Below are 17,335 nucleotides of genomic sequence, written 5' to 3' on the forward strand. Positions count from 1 at the left end.
TTCGTTTTCGCCCTCAGGCTGGAAAACGGGAAAGGAGCCAGGTTACGGCCAGCAGATCGGCGCTTCCTCCCGGACTTAAATTTCGGGCGATAAACGCCTTGTCCATATTAAAAAGAGCCTGCCTGAACCTGTTGCCGGTAAGATGTTTAATACGCAGAAGTCGGGCCGCATACCGCCTGGCATAGCGCAATCCATCAACGCCGCCTCGCGAGAGGATATTGGTGTCAGGATTATGGGCAATTAAGGAAAGCAAAACCCGCAGCAAAGACTCCTCTGGTGAATAACCCGACGTTATGGCTTTTTCCCATGCGGGTAAGCCGTAGTGCCTGACCGTCACAAATCCGCTTTCCGCTTCACCACGGGCGCCCGTGAAGCCATGATCCCGAAACAGTTGCTCACCTTTGGTCTTCGCATCGCCATGTTGTTTCAACTCTCGGCTCACCATACCGGCGCAGATCAGACTCATTTCGCGGCAGAGCGCGCTGCGATCGATCGCTTCGCCTTTGCCTTGCAGACGCCCGGCGGCAGAACAAAGCAGACCAAGCGAAAAGATCCCCCCTTTATGGGTGTTGATGCCCCCCGTCGCGCGAAACATGGCCTGCTCACAGGCAAGCCCGATAGGGCGGATAGCCCGAAGTGTCTGGCCGGGCTCCTGTCTGGCCGTCTGCATCCCTTTGGAGACAAACAACGCAAACCACGGGGCAATGGCCGCGATACTGGACATAAAGAGCTTAATATTCATATCCGTATGCGAACCATTGTTATGGCGGTCTACCAGCCCCGGTTTGGGGGTCAAAATCACTTCGCGGTACATCGCCTCTGCGGCGAGCTCAGCAACGTTAAACCCCTCAACCAACGGTTCACTTCTGATGGCAGAAATAGTCATTGATCCTGGCCTCCATGACAGTTTGCAGGGAATGAAGCGAATGGCGCCGCATGCGTGAACAGACATGTGCGGGTTCATCACAGATGAAGCAACGTCTTTTGTTTTCACCTACGGATTTACGGCTCAATAAGCCGTTCTCCGGGCAAAACACATCGATATCCCACAACCTGCCCAGAGGATGGCTCTCCTCAAGAAGAATGGTGACCTTTTTGACCTGCGATGCGGGTGCATTAACGGACCAGAATGACTCCGGTCCGGTGATAAGCAGGCGAGCGTCGTGCCGGACGATCTCCCAGCCATTAGCGAGAATAAGCCCCGAAAGAGCCTCATTCGCCACCGCCATTACAGCCCTGGAGACCGGCGTGTCTTTGACCTCGCCCGGCCAGACCAGGGTCGTCGAAATGAGCGTCTGTCCCCACTGCGTTAACCAGCGCTGCTGTTGCTCTGCGCGGGCGTCTCTGGAGGCTAATAGCTGCGCTAATGAGACAGGTAAGCACGCTGCGTCTGCCATCGCGTTCATTACTCTTTTACCTGCCGGACGACATCAATGACGCTTCCATCACGGTAACGAACAATGCCCACGATTTTGTCGGTAAACTCGATGGCTTTTGGGTGACCGCAGATTTCCAGAGCGCGCTGATGCAACGCCTCAATACTCAGTACGGGCAAGCCTGCAGCCACTAACCGCTGATGAATTTCAGGACGTGAAGGGTTTACGGCAATACCATGATCGGTAACCAAAACATCAATGCTTTCGCCCGGCGTCACGCAGGTGGTTACCTGCTTCACCACCGTTGGAATTCGGCTACGGATAAGCGGAGCAACCACCACCGTCAGGTTTGCGGCGGCAGCCACATCACAGTGACCGCCGGAGGCACCGCGCATCACGCCATCAGAGCCCGTCAGCACGTTAACGTTGAAATCAGTATCAATTTCAAGGGCGCTTAAAATCACGATGTCGACCTGGTCGCAGCATGCCGCTTTGGATGACGGATTCGCGTAAACGTTGGTGGAAATTTCAACATGGTTTGGGTTTCTGGCTAAAGAAGCGGCGGCGGCGCCGTCAAAACTCTGGGTATCCAGCAATTTGGCGATCAGCCCCTTTTCATGAAGATCCACAATGCTGCCGGTGATACCGCCTAAGGCAAAACTCGCCGTGATGTTTTTATTTTTCATGCGCGATTCTAAAAAGCGCGTACAGGCCGTTGATGCCGCGCCAGAACCGGTCTGAATGGAGAAACCCTGTTCGAAATAACCGGAGTGCTCGACCACATCCGCCGCCGAGCGCGCAATCATCAGCTCACGAGGATTGCTGGTTACGCGGGCCGCACCGACGCTGATTTTTGCCGGGTCGCCAACGCTGTCAATTTTTACGATGTAATCGACCTGGTCCTGAACAATGCTTGCGGGCATATAAGGGAAGGGCTCGATGGATTCGGTCAGCAGTACTACGCGTTTAGCGTACTGTGCATCGACCATCGCATAGCCGAGCGAGCCACAGCGTGATTTACCGCCGCTCCCACTCGCATTGCCATATTCATCAGCACATGAGACAGCGAGGAAGGCGACATCAATATTAATTTCACCTTTCTGGATGAGATTAACGCGACCGCCGTGCGAGTGAATCTCTACCGGTTGCGCCATCAGGCCATGCGAAATCGCATCGGCTAATTCCCCGCGCATGCCGGAGGTGTAAATTTTAGAAATAACACCGTTACGAATATGCTGAATTAAGGGGGCATTACAGGTCATTAATGAACTGGATGCCAGGGTAATATTTTTCAGACCCAATGCAGCGAGTTTATCGACGACAAGATTGATAACTTTATCGCCTTCACGAAAGGCATGATGAAATGAAATTGTCATCCCATCACGTAATTCGCAGCGGTCTATCATCTCGTCCAGACTGTCACAAAGTTTACGCTGGTGCTTTTGCCCGACATCTGCCAGATAAGGTGTGGTCGCGTTGGCATGGGTAAATGCCACATATTTTTTTGATTGCCCGACCTGTTCTTGTAAAGCTTCGATTAATTTCATCTTTATTATCCCGTCGATTAGTGGCGAATGCCTGATGCTTTTCTTCTCTCAAGAACGACCCTGGCGTGATTGATGATTGGCGCATCGATCATTTTGCCATTCAGAGAAATGACACCCAGCCCGCTACGTTCACCTTCTTCGGCGGCAGCGATGACGCGTTCTGCATAATCAACCTCTTCCTGGGTTGGCGCATAGGCGTTATGCAGCAACTCAATCTGCCGTGGATTAATTAAAGATTTACCGTTGAAGCCCATGCGACGAATTAAATCCACTTCTTTTAAGAAGCCTTCTTCGTCGTTCACATCGCCATAAACAACGTCAAACGCATCGATACCCGCGGCACGCGCCGCATGGAGAACCGCACAACGCGCATAAAACAGTTCAGTACCGTCTCCGCGTTCTGTCTGCATATCCATCACATAATCAAATGCGGCTAACGCAATGCCCATCAGTCGCTCTGAGGAGCGGGCAATGGCAACAGCATTGATAACGCCAATTGCAGATTCGATAGCCGCCATCACCTGTGTGGAGCCAACCTCACGGCCACAGCTTTCTTCAATGCGCACAATTTCACGTTCAAGCTCATGAATATCTTCTGGCGTATCTGTTTTCGGCAAGCGAATAACATCGACCCCGGCGCGGACAGCCGCCTCAAGATCTTTTAAACCGAATGGGGTGTTTAATGGATTAATGCGCACCACCGTTTCAATATCTTTATACATGGGATGCTGGAGGGCGTTAAAAACCAATATACGAGCGCTGTCTTTCTCCCTTAACGAAACCGCATCTTCAAGGTCAAACATGATTGAATCTGGTTTATAAATAAATGCGGTCGATAACATGGAAGCGCTTGAGCCCGGTAAGAAAAGCATACTGCGGCGTAATTTTTTCATTGTAATTTCTCCCAGTTAATTTCATCGCTACAGGTTCCTCGCATGATGGCGACTTGCATCCGGGAGCGAATAACACAATCCAGTGCGCCTTTGTCATCAACAATGATTTGCCCGTGGGTGACATTGAATGCAGCCAGCGTTTCTTTGACGACCTGAGTGATTTGTTCGCCAAATTGCTTCATCACTTCGCTATTAATAACTATATCCAGCCCGCTGTCAGAAGGGCTAACTTTAACCATGAGGTCGCTCGATTCCAGCGTGCCTGCCAGAGCTGCCTGTATAATTTTCATGTTAGAGTCCTACGCTAATGCTCATAAGATTCCCTGCCAGATGTTGTTCCGGCAAGTCAGGGTGATTTGCTTTTAGCCAGTTATATAAGTAAGGCATGGTGCTTTCGGGCACCATATTTCTTGCGACTGACAGTTTGTTCTTATTCAAGAGAGCGCGAACAGCCGATGCTGAGATTGGATAATTATTTTCATCGGTTTTTCTGTCGATTTCATGCACTTTAATGGCGGTGGAGGGAATGACCAATTCGTCTTCAAGCCAGTGGTGCATAGCCTGGTTATACTGGGCTGTAACTTTACAATATGGCTCAGTGCCAACGAAACGATGTGTAATACCCAGTGCGGGCGCAATATAACGTCGGAACATAATTAAATCGATCGCGGAATAGACATCATTCACCACCTGTTTTTCTTTTAAAAAATAGCTGGGGAAAGTGCCGCGAGAAATAATGTATCTGGAACCGGGATGTACCGTTACGTTAGTGAGATGTTTTACCCCGTCACGTACCATTGCAATGCGTTCAGTAAAGGAGAACTGAGATAAGTTTTCTTCCACAACAAACACATGCAGCCAGTCGCACGCACGGGCGGCCTGCTCGATAAGGAACTGGTGCCCTAACGTGAAGGGGTTCGCATTCATAACGATACCGCCAATATTGGCCGCCGGGACGAAAAATTCTGCGCGCAGTTTCTTACAGTAACGGTGAATGCCAACCGGGGTGTTTTCCATTAACGCGGCCTTGCCATCAAGAGTGGCTAAAGGAAAGAAGCCGCAACCACGGAAAGATTTAACGTTATCAGGGCAGGTTAAAAGGAACAGATGATGATCGCCGTTCTGGTTTGCCAGATTTTCCGCTTCGCGAATCAACTGTAATCCCAGCGATGTTCCGCGCCATTCAATATGCACAGCGATACATTTTAATGTATTGCCCGCCAGGCCCGCACAGGCAATTAATTCTTTGCCAGCGCGCGCAATGACGAATTGCCCGACATCATCATCTATTCCTAATCCATTACTTTTCAGAAATGCGATAATCTCGTCTTTGAGAACACCGTTGCTAGTTTCAACCGTATCGAATTCTAGCGTTTTTTCGGCATACATCTAAATTTCTCCTGACCTGGTGTTCATCGATACTGAATGACGCATGTGTTATGACGAGCGAATTAAAGGGCAAATGCATTGGATGGCGACGTCGACTCGACAATGGTATTGGTCAGCCGGCCTAATTTCTCGATAGCGACTTCGACACAATCACCTTCATGCATGAATAAAGGCGGATTGCGTTTTTTACCAACACCACCCGGTGACCCCGTAATAATGACATCGCCAGGGCTGAGCATCGTGAAGGTGCTGATATAAGCAATGAGATCGGCGACTTTGTGGATCATGCTGGCTGTTGAATCATTCTGCACCAGCATGCCATTCAAATACGTCTGAATGGATAATGCGTGCGGATCGGGGATTTCATCAACGGTTGTCATGTAGGGCCCGAATGCGCCAGTCTGACGCCAGTTTTTACCGGCAGTAAACCATGCGTGCTGCCAGTCGCGAACCGAACCGTCCATATAACAGCTATAGCCCGCCACATGGCTTAACGCATCGCTACGATTAATATTCTCGCCCGCTTTTCCGATGATGACGGCCAGTTCGCCTTCGTAATCAAATTCCTCAGTAAGATTCGGTTTGATGACCGGCCGTGCGTGGCCCGTCTGCGAATCCGGGAAGCGGATAAATAATGTTGGCGCGTTGTTGGTTTCGGAGAACTCCTTTCTTTTTTCTGCATAGTTCATTCCCACGCAAAAAATTTTTCCAGGCTCCTCAATAACCGGTAAGAACGTAATATCTTTATCTGTAATATCCGCCGGGTAGTCAACATATTGCTGTGCGACATCGAGAGCATCCCATTGCAGGAGATCTTTTAATGTTGGATATTGCTGACCAATTTTTTGACCAAGGTCGATAATACCTGCTTCGGTATAAATACCGTAGCTTTTATGACCGTGATGAATGTAACTTGCAAGTTTCATAATGACACCTAATTCTGGCTTTTAAACTTTATTTACTCACGCCAGTTGATGGCGTGAGTGGTATATCGATTGCGGTTATTTTGACGTTTCTGCAGGCACCAGATTCGCTTTCGCGCCGGAGGCAAGATGTGTCGCGACAATCATACCCAGCACCAGCAGAGCAATAATAAATGCGGTCATGCCTGCCCAGCCGGTTGAGTGGAAGACGAAACCGTTCAGGAAACCAATAACAGAGCCACCCATGTAGTAGAAGAATAAATAGAGGGCGACGGCCTGCCCGCGAGCATGAGTGGCGTTCTTACTTACCCAGCTCAGACCGATGGAATGGCAACCGAAGAAGCATGCCGTGAAGATGACGGCACCCATGATAAAGGTGATGACGTTAGAGGTTAGCGTCAGCAACATCCCCAAAGACATGATGGCGAACAACACGCGAAGCACATTCATGCTGCCATATTTCGCAGAGAACCGCCCGGCCTGTGGCGCCGTGAAAAAGCTTAACGCAAAACTGAAAGAGAGCAGCCCGGCGTTGGCAGGGGAAATATGGAACGGCTCGCCCTTAAGGAAGAAGGCCAGATAGTTGTAGAGAGAGGTGAAGGTACCAAAAATGATAAAGCTAATAACAAATGCCAGAGCGAGTTTTTTATTTTGGAAATGCGACGCGGCGCCCTTCACGACACGGAATACATTCAGGGTTTCCGTCGGTTTGAAGTTTTTGGAGGCGGGCAGAATAAAGTAAACCAGTAGCGCAACAACAATCAGGCTTGCCGCAAAACCGTAGAAAATCGTGTTTATGGAAATGTGTTCAATCAACTGGCTGGCCACGATACGGCCCGACATTCCACCCATTGAGTTGCCAAACACAAAGTAACCGGTGACTACGCCCGCAACGACCGGGGCCACTTCTTCGCTAATATAAGCCGTTGCCGCAGCGGCAATGCCGCTCAGCGCCAGGCCAATAACGGCACGTAACGCCACCAGCATCGCCCATGACTGGACCAGCGGGCACAGAATGGTGAGTAACCCACCCAGTAACAAGGAGACAATAATCAGGCGTTTACGGCCATAATGATCGGAAAGTGTACCCGTGAACAACAGACCAATGGCAAGCAGGGCGGTTTCTGCGGAAAGAATGATACTGACCTGACTGACCGGGACATCATATTCAACCGCGAGAACAGGTAACAACGGTTGAATGAAAAACAAAGACGCTAATTCAGCCAAACCTGACAGGGCTAAAGCGAAGATGACACGGATGTATTGACTCGCTGTTACATCGCCGGAACCACCTGAAATATTTTTAACGTTCGTTATAGCCATAATATCCTCGACATTATTTTTCTGGTACAGAGCTTCTTAGCCGTTACAGGCTAAAGGTATTAATCGGTAAAACTTCTAAAAGGCTGGCTGATGTTCAGATAACTTCCGCTAAAGCGATTTCCGGAACATAAACACTACCCTCAAACAATTTACGGGTCGTTCTGATTACAGCAGCACGGGTGTTTTCGATTTTATTTCCGTCTTTTAATAATGAGACTGTAATTTTTCCGCTTGGGTGTTCAATATTAACAATATTGGTAAATGCATCTTTCGGTTGGTCACTAATGATTTTCTGGGCAACAGAGCCATCAATAATGGTTGCTGTTGAAATACCAATAGAGCCGGTAATGGCCAGCGATTTATGGCAATTATGCGGCATGAAATAGCGAACCTTAATCGTGCCGCCCGCCGTAGGTTTGCTCAGAAGCACAGGTTTGGGAATCACTTTGTCGCTGACATCACCAAAACCCATGGCCTCGCCAGCTTTGCGACGGATTTTTTCAAGCCGTTGCATAAACGCCAGATCGGCTTCCAGTTCCGCAGGTGATTCACCACCGGTTTTATCCATCTGCTGTGCATCGATTAAGATCATCGGCATCGCCATATCAATGCAGGTGACTTCCACTCCGTCAAAAACATCCGTTGTGTTACCGGTCGGGAGTAATTTACCGGTTTTACAGCCTGCGGAATTGAGGAACGTTAAACCGACCGGCGCTGCGGCGCCAGGCACGCCATCAATTTGCGTGTCGCCTTCATAGCACACCTTGAAGTCAGGGGTTTGCACTTCGGCGTCAACAAATGTTCCGGTGTTGAGATTGCGGATGCGAACCGTGGTGACAGGGTTTTTTGCCGCAACCAGCCCTTTTTCAATCGCAAAAGGGCCAACCGCACATAACATATTTCCGCAGTTGGGCGTGGTATCAACGCGGCGCTCTTTCACCATGACCTGGGCAAACAGATAGTCAATATCCGCATCCGGGCTTTCTGAACGGCTCACAATCGCCACTTTACTGGTTTGCGGGCTGCCGCCACCGATGCCATCAATTTCCAGCTCATGGCCGGCACCCATCAGCGCCAGCAGAACCGCATCACGTTCCTGAACATCGGTGGGCAAATCGCTTGCCAGAATAACGGGTCCCTTAGAAGTACCGCCGCGCATCAGTACGCAAGGTATGTTGAACATAGGTTTTCTCTTTCCACACATTAAATGATGCAGTAAGCGTCCCATATGCGAATAAATAACTCTAATGTCAAAAAACGAAGGATTAATGCGTTTTACACATTAATAAGCTGTCGGTTACGATGGTTTAATAGCGGGGTAAACGTGGGGGGATAAACATGCAGCATGAATTACAGGGCATTCAAGCGTTTGTTAAGATTGCGGAAATTGGCTGTTTCACAAGGGCGTCACAATTTTTACACATCTCCCAGCCTGCCTTAACAAGGCGAATAAAAAAGCTTGAGGAGAGTTTGGGCACAACGTTATTTGAACGGTCGACCAGACGAGTAAAACTGACCGCCGTCGGGCGAGATTTTCTGCCTAAGGCAAAGAATCTCATCGATTTTTATGAAAGCTCTATTCTCAGCATTAAAGAGATGGCAACGCATCAAACGGGGGTTATTACGCTCTCCTGTTTACCTACCGCCGCGTTCTATTTCTTGCCCTCCGTTATTCGTGATTACAATGAACATTACCCGAATATTCGCATCCGCATTCTTGAGCATAGTGCCAGTGACTGCCTCGAAGCCGTGCTTAATGGCGACGCAGATTTCGGCATAAATATGATAAACATCACACATCCCAATATAGAGTTCACCCCTCTGGTGAATGAACCCTTTGTTCTGGCCTGTAAACGCGATCATGAACTCGCCAAAAAATCGCTGGTGATGTGGGAAGATCTTGCCGGGCTCCGGCTTATCGGAGTCCGCAAATCGAGCGGCAACCGGCTCCTGATCGACCAGGCGCTCGAAGGGTTCGACTGGCAGCCGAACTGGTTTTATGAAGTCAGGCATCTCTCTACATCTCTCGGGATGGTGGAAGCGGGGCTGGGGGTTGCGGTTGTCCCCAGCCTGGCAATGCCTACCGATGAGCATCATGTGCTGGTTAGCCGTCCTCTTATCGAACCCGTTATCCGAAGAACGCTTGGCTTAGTGTTAAGAAGAGGGGATTCATTGAGCCCGGCGGCCGAGAAATTTCGCGAGATGTTGATGAAGTTATGGTCGCAGGATAAAACCAGCCCCTGGATTGGTAAATTCAGTCATTAAGCGCAAGGGGAGCGGCTGCCGGGCATGGGAGTGTCAGAAACGGGGGTTTGCGAAGAGCAGCGATGCGGTGCTGCTTTTACGCGTCACGGACACCTTCATGTTGTAAAACACTGCGGTGTCCGTGACGTTATAGATGGTCGTTCTTATGCCCGGTCTGACTCACTGTGCTCTGGCGGGGATAAGCTTCCTGGCAAAATCTGCGCGGGTGTTTTCTCGCCGGACCGTGGTGCCAGGAAGCGTGAAGTGACTGACCACCTCATTAAGGATTTCGGTTCTGGCGTTGAGATTATTGGCAGACGTCGTAACCTGTTGGACAAGTCCGGCATTTTGCTGTGTCACTCTGTCCAGCTCCGCAACCGCATGGTTGAGCTGTGAAATCCCCTTACTTTGTTCATCGGAGGCCAGTGCAATCTCGCCGATAAGCGTATTCACGCTGGCGACGTTTCCTTTCACCTCTGTCATTGCCGCGCCCGCAGCATCCGTAATCTCTTTGCCCTCATGCACCGAAACGATGGCTGATTTTATCAGGGACTCGATTTCCCGTGCGGCCGTTGCGCTACGCTGGGCAAGGGAACGCACTTCCGTCGCCACCACAGCAAAACCGCGCCCCTGCTCACCGGCTCGCGCCGCTTCTACTGCTGCGTTGAGCGCAAGGATATTGGTCTGGAAAGCAATGCTATTGATGGTTGAGGTGAACTGGCGTATCTGCTCAGAGCCGTCCGCGATACGATTCATTGTGCTGGCAAGATTCTCAACCAGTTCGCTGGCTTTTTCCGTCGTTTCTGCGGTCGTCACTGACAGATCGCGAACCTGGCGGGCGTTATCCGCGTTATGGCTTACCGTTGAGGTTAACTCTTCCATACTCGTCGCCGCCTGTTCCAGAGAGGCCGCCTGCCGCGTGGTGCGGTTTGCCAGGTCGCTATTGCCCGCCGCGATTTCACTTGCTTCGCGATGAAGCGCGTCACTGTTTTCGCTTATCGCGGTGACCGTCTTAAGGAGGCTGTGCTGCATTTCCCGCACCAGGGGGATCATCTGGCCGACGCAGTTACGTCCAATATCTTTCGGCTCACGGGTAAGGTCACCCTGCGCAATAACCTGGAAGTATGAACGAATATCGCCAACCGGTTTGACCAGATGGATGACCAGATAACAGTCGCAGAACAGAACCAGCCCGCCGAGCGCAAACAGCGCGATGAGCAACACCATATTCAGTCGCTTACCGTCAGATGAATTCAGCGCACTGTCGAAAACGGCATGCTGTGTCAGGTCTTTAATACGCGCCGTGGCTTCTGTTTGCCAGTTAGCGGAGGTGTCCGATAACGCCTGGGACAGCGTCGCCCATTCCGGGCCCGCCGGGATTTCATTCTTAAGCGCCAGTTTTTCAGCGTCTGTGCCATGTTGTAAAACCAGCGTGGCGTGGGCGAGGAAAAGGGCCTGTTGTGTCTGCGCCGCGCTCTGGTCGGCGTATTTATTCATGTTGTGAGCTGTGTAAGCGGCATAACCGCCTGTGGCGGCGATAAGTGCAAATGCCGTGAGCAGGATGCACAGGACAACGCGGCGGATGGTGAAGTTTTTTAATGAGTTCATAGTCGCGCTCTGTTTTAGAGAGGTGGCATAAAGCGTAAACGGCACGCAATGTAAATCGCTCGGTATTTGATAGTGCGCGATTTAAATGAAGTCTAACAGGAGTGCTGATAAATAAATACAGGGGAGAGAGAAATAATTTTGATAAGAAACTATATACATTTTGCATCCGATAACCGTGGTGCAAAATGACCGTTGTTTTTTATAGGAATATGCAAAACGCCCAAACTTTAATCGTTTATTCCTTGCTCAACGATAGGCGTTACTGTGGTGACGGAGGCGATCGGCCTCCTCTCGCTTCTCTGCTGGCGATGCCTGTCCTGGGCCAGACATCGCCGGTGCGTTTACTGCTCTGTCACCAACACCACTTTCCCGATATGCGCACTGGCATCCAGCATCCGGTGTGCTTCGCATGCGTGGGTCAGTGGAAAGGTTTTAAAAACTTGCGGCTTCACCGACCCGGTTTCAATTAACGGCAACACGTTTTCGGTGAGGGCATCTATCAGCTCAGCTTTTTCCGCTGGGGTACGTGAACGCAGTGTGGAGCCCAGATGCGTGAGCCGTTTGCTGAGCATCGGGAACAAATCAACCTCTTTAGCCACGCCGCCAATCACGCCAATCTGCACAATGCGACCGTTCATCGCAGCGGCGGCATAATTACGGGCAACGTAATCCCCGGCCACAATGTCGAGAATAATATCCGCGCCATGCCCGTCGGTCTCACGATGAACGGTATCCACGAAATCTTCCTCTTTATAGAGGATGGCGGTATCCGCCCCCAGTTTCAGGCTGGCCTGGCGATGCGCTTCTGAGCCGACCGTGGTGATGATTTTCCCGGCGCAAAAGGCTTTTGCCAGCATGGTTGCCGTCGTACCAATACCGGATGCGCCGCCATGAATCAGGATAATATCGCCAGCTTTAAACTGGCCGCGCTGGAACATATTGAGCCAGACCGTCATAAACGTTTCGGGTAACGCGGCAGCTTCGGTCAGGCTAAGTTCAGGCGGTAAGGGCAGGATATTGATTTCATCCGCCACGCAGTATTGCGCATAGCCACCGCCTGGGATCAGCGCGGCCACATGATCGCCCGGCTTAACACGGTGTACTTTGCTACCGATGGCCACGACCACACCGGAAACCTCCAGACCGGGGATATCTGATGCGCCAGGCGGTGGCGCATATTGCCCTTTGCGTTGCATCACGTCAGGACCGTTGACGCCCGCCGCGGCAATCTGAATCAGCACTTCATTCTCTTTAGGGCGCGGTACCGGGCGCGTTGTTGGTTTCAGCACCTCCGGACCACCGGGCTTTGTAATTTCGATGGCAGTCATAGTGTCGGGGATCACGTTCGTTTGTTCAGACATATTATCTCCTCAGTCCGTGCCTTTTAGCGATGCGACGGCGTTGATGTACTGATTAAAAGATGGGCGCACAGCGCTGTAACGGCAAAGAGTGCCCCGGTCAGCGCCAGCCCGTGCCAGCCGAGTGAAGCTGATGTGGTGGCCGCAACCGCCGTTCCCGTTGCGCCGCCAAGAAAATAGCTGGTCATAAACAGGGTATTAAGACGGCTACGCGCGGTGGCCGAAAGCGCGGTAATACGACTTTGATTCGCCACCAGGCCCGCACGGTTACCGATATCAATCATCGCCATTGCCACGATGAGTAACCACAGATGTGAAGCGCCGACGCCTACCAGCGCAAAAGCCGCCACCAACAGCAGTGCGCCAGCGAAAAGCATCTTGCCGGAACCCACGCGGTCGACCGCGCGGCCAATCGCCGGGGAAGCCAGCAGACCGGCGATTCCGACGAAACCAAATGCCCCCACGGCGTCCGGGCCAAATTCATACGGCGGGCGCGCCATCAACATAGCGAGCGTAGACCATAATGCGGAGAAGGCGGCAAACATCAGAAATCCCGTAGCGCAGGCGGCGCGAACGGTGGGTTCATCTTTAAACAGTGCCCACAGTGATGACAGCAAGGCGGTATAGGGGAGTGATGTAGCCTGCGCGGTTGACGGGAAGCGGAGGATAATCACCACCATCACCAGTACATCGATGGCGACGGCCAGCAAAAACATCATACGCCAGCCCTCACTGGCACCGACAAAACCACTTAAGGTGCGGGCAAACAGTAAACCTGCCGAGAGGCCGCTCAACAGCGTGCCTACAACCCGTCCACGTAGGGTCGGATCGACCAGACCCGACATGGTGGGGATAATAATTTGTGCGCTCACGGCACTGGCGCCGACGGCGAAGCTGGCAAGCTTTAACAGGTTAAAATTGGGTGCGACGCCCACCGCCAGCAGGCTGACCATATTGCATGCCAGCAGTGCGATGATGAGTCGTTTACGATCGACCCGATCGCCGAGTGGAACCAGCAGAAACAGGCCGCTGGCGTAACCAAGTTGCGTCAGCATCGCAATCTGGCCCGCCTGCGCATCGGAGCGCCCGAAGGTTGCCCCCATGCTGTCGAGTAGCGGCTGGTTGTAATAAAGCGTTGAAACTGCAAAGGCGCAGGCCAGAGCCATCAGAAAAACGGTGGTGGCTGAGAGCGGCGCTGACGACGAAGAAGAGGTAACCATGGTGGCATCAATCCCGTATCAAGAGTTGCCACCACTCTATACGGCACGATGCAGGATGATAACGCCGTTTCAGACGCAACATCTTTGCGCATTATGCAAAGATGCAGTTCAGGGTTCCCAGACAGGCGGTGTGCCGATGGCCTGGCAAAGTGCCGCATTAAAGGCGCGGACTTTGGCTCCGGGCTGTGGCAGCGCGCGCAGCAGATGAATGCGCGACGGGGCGGCATTCCAGGGCTCGCCGTCGAGCGAAAGACGCGTGAGTGCGCCCGCTTTTACATCCTGGCCGACAATCCAGGTGGGCAGAAAGGCGATGCCCATGCCCGCCAGTGCCGCGCTGCGTAAGGCTTCAAAATCATCGCAGCGAAAGAACACCCCGGCACGTTGCGCTTCGCTGTGCGAAAAACCGGGGATCTCCTTCCATCCCAGCAGATCGGTGCCGTGCAGTTTATCGAGCAGGCGGTGCGTGACCAGTTCGCTGGCATTGACCGGCTGGCCTGCACGCGCAAGGTAAGCGGGGCTTGCCACCAGCAGGCGTGTCAGCGGCGCGAGCGTCATGGCGATAAGCGTGCTGTCCGGCAGGTCGCCCATGCGAATCATCACGTCCAGCCGCTCTGTGACCGGATTATAAAGCCTCTCGGTGAGATCGAGTTCAACGCGCAGCGCCGGGTGTTCCGCTTCCAGCGCAGCGATGACCGGCAGAACGTACCGCTTGCCGAAAGAGGGCAGGCACGCGATGCGCAGGGTGCCGGACACGGAAATATCAAATGCTGAGACCTCCGCGTGAACATCAGCCAGCTCATCAAGCAGACGCAGCGCACGCTGGTACAGCTTCTGCCCCGAATCTGTCAGGGTCAGTGATCGCGTTGAGCGAATAAACAACGCGACACCCAGCTCATGTTCCAGCGCATCAATTTGCCGCACCACGGCAGACGGGGTTTGTGCACGCTTACGCGCAGCAGCGGAAAAGCTGCCGCTGCGCACGACATCGGCGAAGACAGAGAGATACTCGGCAAAATTGGGCGTTATCATCTTTGCGCATTTCGCAAAATTATTCACAATACGCACAACATATCACGCTGCGTGCCGATGTGCTCGTTGCCTTACTGTTCGATGAATGACTGTTGCTCACCCGCGCAGGTTTTTTGGCCTGTTACCCATGCCACCCCCATCGCCACGGCCAGCAGTAAGAGCAACAGCGGGGTAAAACCGCCTGTTCCAGTGTGTTGTAACACCATGCCACCCAGCACGCCGCCGCCAGCAATCGCCAGGTTCCACACCGTTACCAGCATCGACTGCGCGATATCTGTCGCCGCTTTGGCGCGGATCACCATCGCGGTCTGAAACAGCGTGGCGGCCCCACCAAAGGCCAGCCCCCACAGCGTCACCGCGACCCAGACCGTGGAGGCACTGCTCGCATTCAGTTGCAGAAGCAGGGCGGCCAGCATAAACAGACCAACGCTCAGCACGGTGAGTCGGTGCAGGTAGCGGTCAATCAACACCCCCGTTACCGCGATACTCGCCAGTGAACACAGACCAAACAGTAACAGGACAGCATCCGTTCTTGCCGTTAACCCTGCGGGGGCCAGAAACGGCGAAATATAGGTGTAGAGCAGGTTATGCGCCAGCACGAAACAGAGCACCAGCAGCAGGACGCCGCCCACGCCGGGCAGTTGTGCGACGCGGCGTAGCGATAAGCGCTGTTGTACCGCTGCCGCGCCATGATCCGGGGCGCTCAGACGCAGAACGATGATCAACAGCAACGACATTACGCTAAGCATCGCAAAACAGAGTCGCCAGCCAATCAGGTTACCCACGAAAGTGCCGATGGGCACGCCAATGGAGAGCGCCAGCGGTGTGCCTGCCATGGCAATGGCGATTGCTTTTCCCCTTTTATGGACGGGGGCCATCGAGGCGGCGAACCCCGCCAGCAGCGCCCACAGAATACCGGCTGCGATGCCAGCGATACCGCGCGCAGCGAGCAGCAGCCAATAATCGGTGGCAAACGCGGTGACGGTATTTGCCAGTGTGAACCCGGCGAGCGTCAGCAACAGCAGGCGGCGGCGTCGCCACCCCTGCAGTAACGACATCAGCGGGATGGCGGCGATAAACGAGCCGATGGCATAGACCGTCACGCTTTGCCCGGCCGCCGCGGGCGTGATGGAGAGATCGTCTGCCATGAGCGTCAGCAACCCGGCAGGCAGCGTTTCGGTGACAATAGTGACAAATGCCGCCATCCCCAGCGCCAGCAGCGGCAAAATGGGCAGTCGTTTCGCACCTGTCATGATGCCTCCCGCAGGCCGTGGTAGACCGCATCGCGCAGATCATTTACAAACTGTCCCGACATGCCTTCATACAGCGTATTGCTAAAGGCCACTACGCTGAGTGCCTGCTTCTGGTCGACAAACCAGGCGTGGCCGTAGGCGCCACCCCAGCGCCAGGTGCCGGGGGATTCCGGCGAGGCGGCGAGTTGTGGATCGCGAAGAACGGAAAAGCCCAGTCCAAAGCCCACGCCGGGGGCGTCCGGGAGTTCATGTGGCGCAATCTGATCGCGGCCCATTTCCGCCACCCATTCGGGGGCCAGCAGGGAACCGCCACCGCTGCGCAACGTTTCAAGCAGGCGCATCATATCGCCCACGGTGCCGACCATTCCCGCCCCGCCCGACGGGTACGCCTGGCTGCTGTAGACCCGTGACGGGCTGTAGCAGATACCCACAGTGTTCTCAAAAGGGGCTGCAAACTCCCCCTCTTGCAGGCGGTGCGGCTCCGGCTGGTCATTCACATAGGCGGTAGCGACCTCTTGTTGTGGGGCGAGCGCGAAGGCGGTGTTGTGCATGGCCAGCGGCCCGGTAACCAGCGTTTTTATCGCCACATCCAACGGTTGTCCCTGTACCTGCTCAATCACCGCTCCCAGCACATCGATGGCCAGCGAATAACACCACGCGGTTCCCGGCGCATATAGCAGAGGGACCGTGGCGATACGACGGACGTTTTCGTTAAGCGTTACCCCGGAAGCATCCATCCCATCAGAAACCCCTGCGCGGGCGTAGGGGCCGTTCGCATCCTTTTCAAGGAAGCGGTAACCCAGACCGGCGCTGTGGCTCATTAACTGGCGCAGCGTGATGGTAGCCTGGCCGCCATTCGGCAAGCGCGGGGTAAAGTCAGGCAGGTAGCGGGTGATGGCCTCATCAAGATGCAATTTCCCCTGCTGCACCAGCACCATCGCGGCGGTGGTCACGATAGGTTTACTGACCGATGCAAGGCGGAAACGGGTATTCAGCGTCATCGGGCGCTGCGTTTCCCGGTCGGCGTAGCCTGCCGCCTGGTGATAACGTGTTTGCCCATGGTGGGCGACCATGACTTCCACGCCCACCAGGCGGCGCTCATGCAGAGCCTGACGGACAACGCGTTGAATGAAATCGTGCATATGTTCTCTCCTCAGTGTTCAACGTTTCCA

Annotated in this window: 16 protein-coding genes; 1 reads left to right on the forward strand and 15 read right to left on the reverse strand. The window is 53.3% G+C overall.

Features of this window, described 5'->3' with window-relative positions; genetic code table 11:
* Positions 1 to 13: 13 nt before the first annotated feature.
* From citG to IP582_RS05905, 9 genes are all read right to left on the reverse strand, one after another.
* Positions 14 to 886, reverse strand: coding sequence for a triphosphoribosyl-dephospho-CoA synthase CitG (gene citG, locus IP582_RS05865; protein ID WP_193795356.1), 873 nt, complete (start codon positions 884 to 886; stop codon positions 14 to 16).
* Entirely contained in the window at positions 861 to 1,406 is a 546-nt protein-coding gene (gene citX, locus IP582_RS05870; protein ID WP_228007943.1) for a citrate lyase holo-[acyl-carrier protein] synthase, read from the reverse strand. The genes citG and citX overlap by 26 nt, the downstream gene beginning before the upstream one ends.
* On the reverse strand, positions 1,406 to 2,923 hold the full coding sequence (gene citF, locus IP582_RS05875; protein ID WP_110295959.1) for a citrate lyase subunit alpha: 1,518 nt from the start codon (positions 2,921 to 2,923) through the stop codon (positions 1,406 to 1,408). Before citF ends, citX begins: the two co-directional genes overlap by 1 nt.
* 17 nt (positions 2,924 to 2,940) lie before the next feature.
* Positions 2,941 to 3,816: a citrate (pro-3S)-lyase subunit beta gene (citE, locus tag IP582_RS05880; RefSeq protein ID WP_041852328.1), complete on the reverse strand. Its 876-nt coding sequence runs from the start codon at positions 3,814 to 3,816 to the stop codon at positions 2,941 to 2,943.
* The gene (citD, locus tag IP582_RS05885; RefSeq protein WP_041852327.1) at positions 3,813 to 4,106 is read right to left on the reverse strand and encodes a citrate lyase acyl carrier protein; all 294 of its coding nucleotides are present in this window, start codon (positions 4,104 to 4,106) and stop codon (positions 3,813 to 3,815) included. Before citD ends, citE begins: the two co-directional genes overlap by 4 nt.
* A gap of 1 nt (position 4,107) precedes the next feature.
* The gene (citC, locus tag IP582_RS05890; protein ID WP_041852326.1) at positions 4,108 to 5,205 is read right to left on the reverse strand and encodes a [citrate (pro-3S)-lyase] ligase; all 1,098 of its coding nucleotides are present in this window, start codon (positions 5,203 to 5,205) and stop codon (positions 4,108 to 4,110) included.
* Positions 5,206 to 5,267: 62 nt separating this feature from the next.
* Entirely contained in the window at positions 5,268 to 6,131 is an 864-nt protein-coding gene (locus IP582_RS05895; protein ID WP_193795357.1) for a fumarylacetoacetate hydrolase family protein, read from the reverse strand.
* A gap of 75 nt (positions 6,132 to 6,206) precedes the next feature.
* Positions 6,207 to 7,451 carry an MFS transporter gene (locus tag IP582_RS05900; RefSeq protein ID WP_193795358.1) on the reverse strand — a complete coding sequence of 415 codons (1,245 nt, stop codon included), beginning with the start codon at positions 7,449 to 7,451 and terminating at the stop codon, positions 6,207 to 6,209.
* A gap of 94 nt (positions 7,452 to 7,545) precedes the next feature.
* Complete coding sequence (locus tag IP582_RS05905; protein ID WP_132439410.1) at positions 7,546 to 8,634, reverse strand: 4-oxalomesaconate tautomerase; 1,089 nt, start codon at positions 8,632 to 8,634, stop codon at positions 7,546 to 7,548.
* Positions 8,635 to 8,789: 155 nt separating this feature from the next.
* Here IP582_RS05905 and IP582_RS05910 point away from each other — a divergent pair, with 155 nt between their 5' ends.
* On the forward strand, positions 8,790 to 9,716 hold the full coding sequence (locus IP582_RS05910; RefSeq protein ID WP_052249353.1) for a LysR family transcriptional regulator: 927 nt from the start codon (positions 8,790 to 8,792) through the stop codon (positions 9,714 to 9,716).
* Positions 9,717 to 9,875: 159 nt separating this feature from the next.
* Here IP582_RS05910 and IP582_RS05915 read toward each other — a convergent pair whose 3' ends face one another.
* From IP582_RS05915 to IP582_RS05940, 6 genes are all read right to left on the reverse strand, one after another.
* Complete coding sequence (locus IP582_RS05915; protein WP_193795359.1) at positions 9,876 to 11,303, reverse strand: methyl-accepting chemotaxis protein; 1,428 nt, start codon at positions 11,301 to 11,303, stop codon at positions 9,876 to 9,878.
* Positions 11,304 to 11,644: 341 nt separating this feature from the next.
* Positions 11,645 to 12,664 (reverse strand): NAD(P)H-quinone oxidoreductase, encoded by a 1,020-nt coding sequence (locus IP582_RS05920; RefSeq protein ID WP_193795360.1) that lies wholly within the window; start codon positions 12,662 to 12,664, stop codon positions 11,645 to 11,647.
* A gap of 23 nt (positions 12,665 to 12,687) precedes the next feature.
* A complete protein-coding gene (locus tag IP582_RS05925; protein WP_193795361.1) occupies positions 12,688 to 13,881 on the reverse strand; it encodes an MFS transporter in 1,194 nt (397 codons plus the stop codon).
* Positions 13,882 to 13,989: 108 nt separating this feature from the next.
* Positions 13,990 to 14,910, reverse strand: a complete 921-nt coding sequence (locus tag IP582_RS05930; protein ID WP_110295978.1) for a LysR family transcriptional regulator — start codon at positions 14,908 to 14,910, stop codon at positions 13,990 to 13,992.
* Between the two features lie 71 nt (positions 14,911 to 14,981).
* On the reverse strand, positions 14,982 to 16,163 hold the full coding sequence (locus IP582_RS05935) for an MFS transporter (RefSeq protein WP_193795362.1): 1,182 nt from the start codon (positions 16,161 to 16,163) through the stop codon (positions 14,982 to 14,984).
* The gene (locus IP582_RS05940; RefSeq protein WP_193795363.1) at positions 16,160 to 17,305 is read right to left on the reverse strand and encodes a serine hydrolase; all 1,146 of its coding nucleotides are present in this window, start codon (positions 17,303 to 17,305) and stop codon (positions 16,160 to 16,162) included. The genes IP582_RS05935 and IP582_RS05940 overlap by 4 nt, the downstream gene beginning before the upstream one ends.
* Positions 17,306 to 17,335 lie beyond the last annotated feature (30 nt).

It is taken from the genome of Citrobacter sp. BDA59-3 (genome assembly GCF_015167655.1).
GTDB classification, from domain to species: Bacteria; Pseudomonadota; Gammaproteobacteria; order Enterobacterales; family Enterobacteriaceae; genus Phytobacter; species Phytobacter diazotrophicus.

Coding starts and splice junctions, on each gene's coding strand:
- IP582_RS05925 (WP_193795361.1), bottom strand. CDS start 13,881: ATGGTTACCTCTTCTTCGTCGTCAGCGCCGCTCTCAGCCACCACCGTT.
- IP582_RS05915 (WP_193795359.1), bottom strand. CDS start 11,303: ATGAACTCATTAAAAAACTTCACCATCCGCCGCGTTGTCCTGTGCATC.
- IP582_RS05895 (WP_193795357.1), bottom strand. CDS start 6,131: ATGAAACTTGCAAGTTACATTCATCACGGTCATAAAAGCTACGGTATT.
- IP582_RS05935 (WP_193795362.1), bottom strand. CDS start 16,163: ATGACAGGTGCGAAACGACTGCCCATTTTGCCGCTGCTGGCGCTGGGG.
- citD (WP_041852327.1), bottom strand. CDS start 4,106: ATGAAAATTATACAGGCAGCTCTGGCAGGCACGCTGGAATCGAGCGAC.
- citX (WP_228007943.1), bottom strand. CDS start 1,406: ATGAACGCGATGGCAGACGCAGCGTGCTTACCTGTCTCATTAGCGCAG.
- citG (WP_193795356.1), bottom strand. CDS start 886: ATGACTATTTCTGCCATCAGAAGTGAACCGTTGGTTGAGGGGTTTAAC.
- IP582_RS05940 (WP_193795363.1), bottom strand. CDS start 17,305: ATGCACGATTTCATTCAACGCGTTGTCCGTCAGGCTCTGCATGAGCGC.
- IP582_RS05900 (WP_193795358.1), bottom strand. CDS start 7,451: ATGGCTATAACGAACGTTAAAAATATTTCAGGTGGTTCCGGCGATGTA.
- IP582_RS05920 (WP_193795360.1), bottom strand. CDS start 12,664: ATGTCTGAACAAACGAACGTGATCCCCGACACTATGACTGCCATCGAA.
- IP582_RS05905 (WP_132439410.1), bottom strand. CDS start 8,634: ATGTTCAACATACCTTGCGTACTGATGCGCGGCGGTACTTCTAAGGGA.
- IP582_RS05910 (WP_052249353.1), top strand. CDS start 8,790: ATGCAGCATGAATTACAGGGCATTCAAGCGTTTGTTAAGATTGCGGAA.
- citF (WP_110295959.1), bottom strand. CDS start 2,923: ATGAAATTAATCGAAGCTTTACAAGAACAGGTCGGGCAATCAAAAAAA.
- IP582_RS05930 (WP_110295978.1), bottom strand. CDS start 14,910: ATGATAACGCCCAATTTTGCCGAGTATCTCTCTGTCTTCGCCGATGTC.
- citC (WP_041852326.1), bottom strand. CDS start 5,205: ATGTATGCCGAAAAAACGCTAGAATTCGATACGGTTGAAACTAGCAAC.
- citE (WP_041852328.1), bottom strand. CDS start 3,816: ATGAAAAAATTACGCCGCAGTATGCTTTTCTTACCGGGCTCAAGCGCT.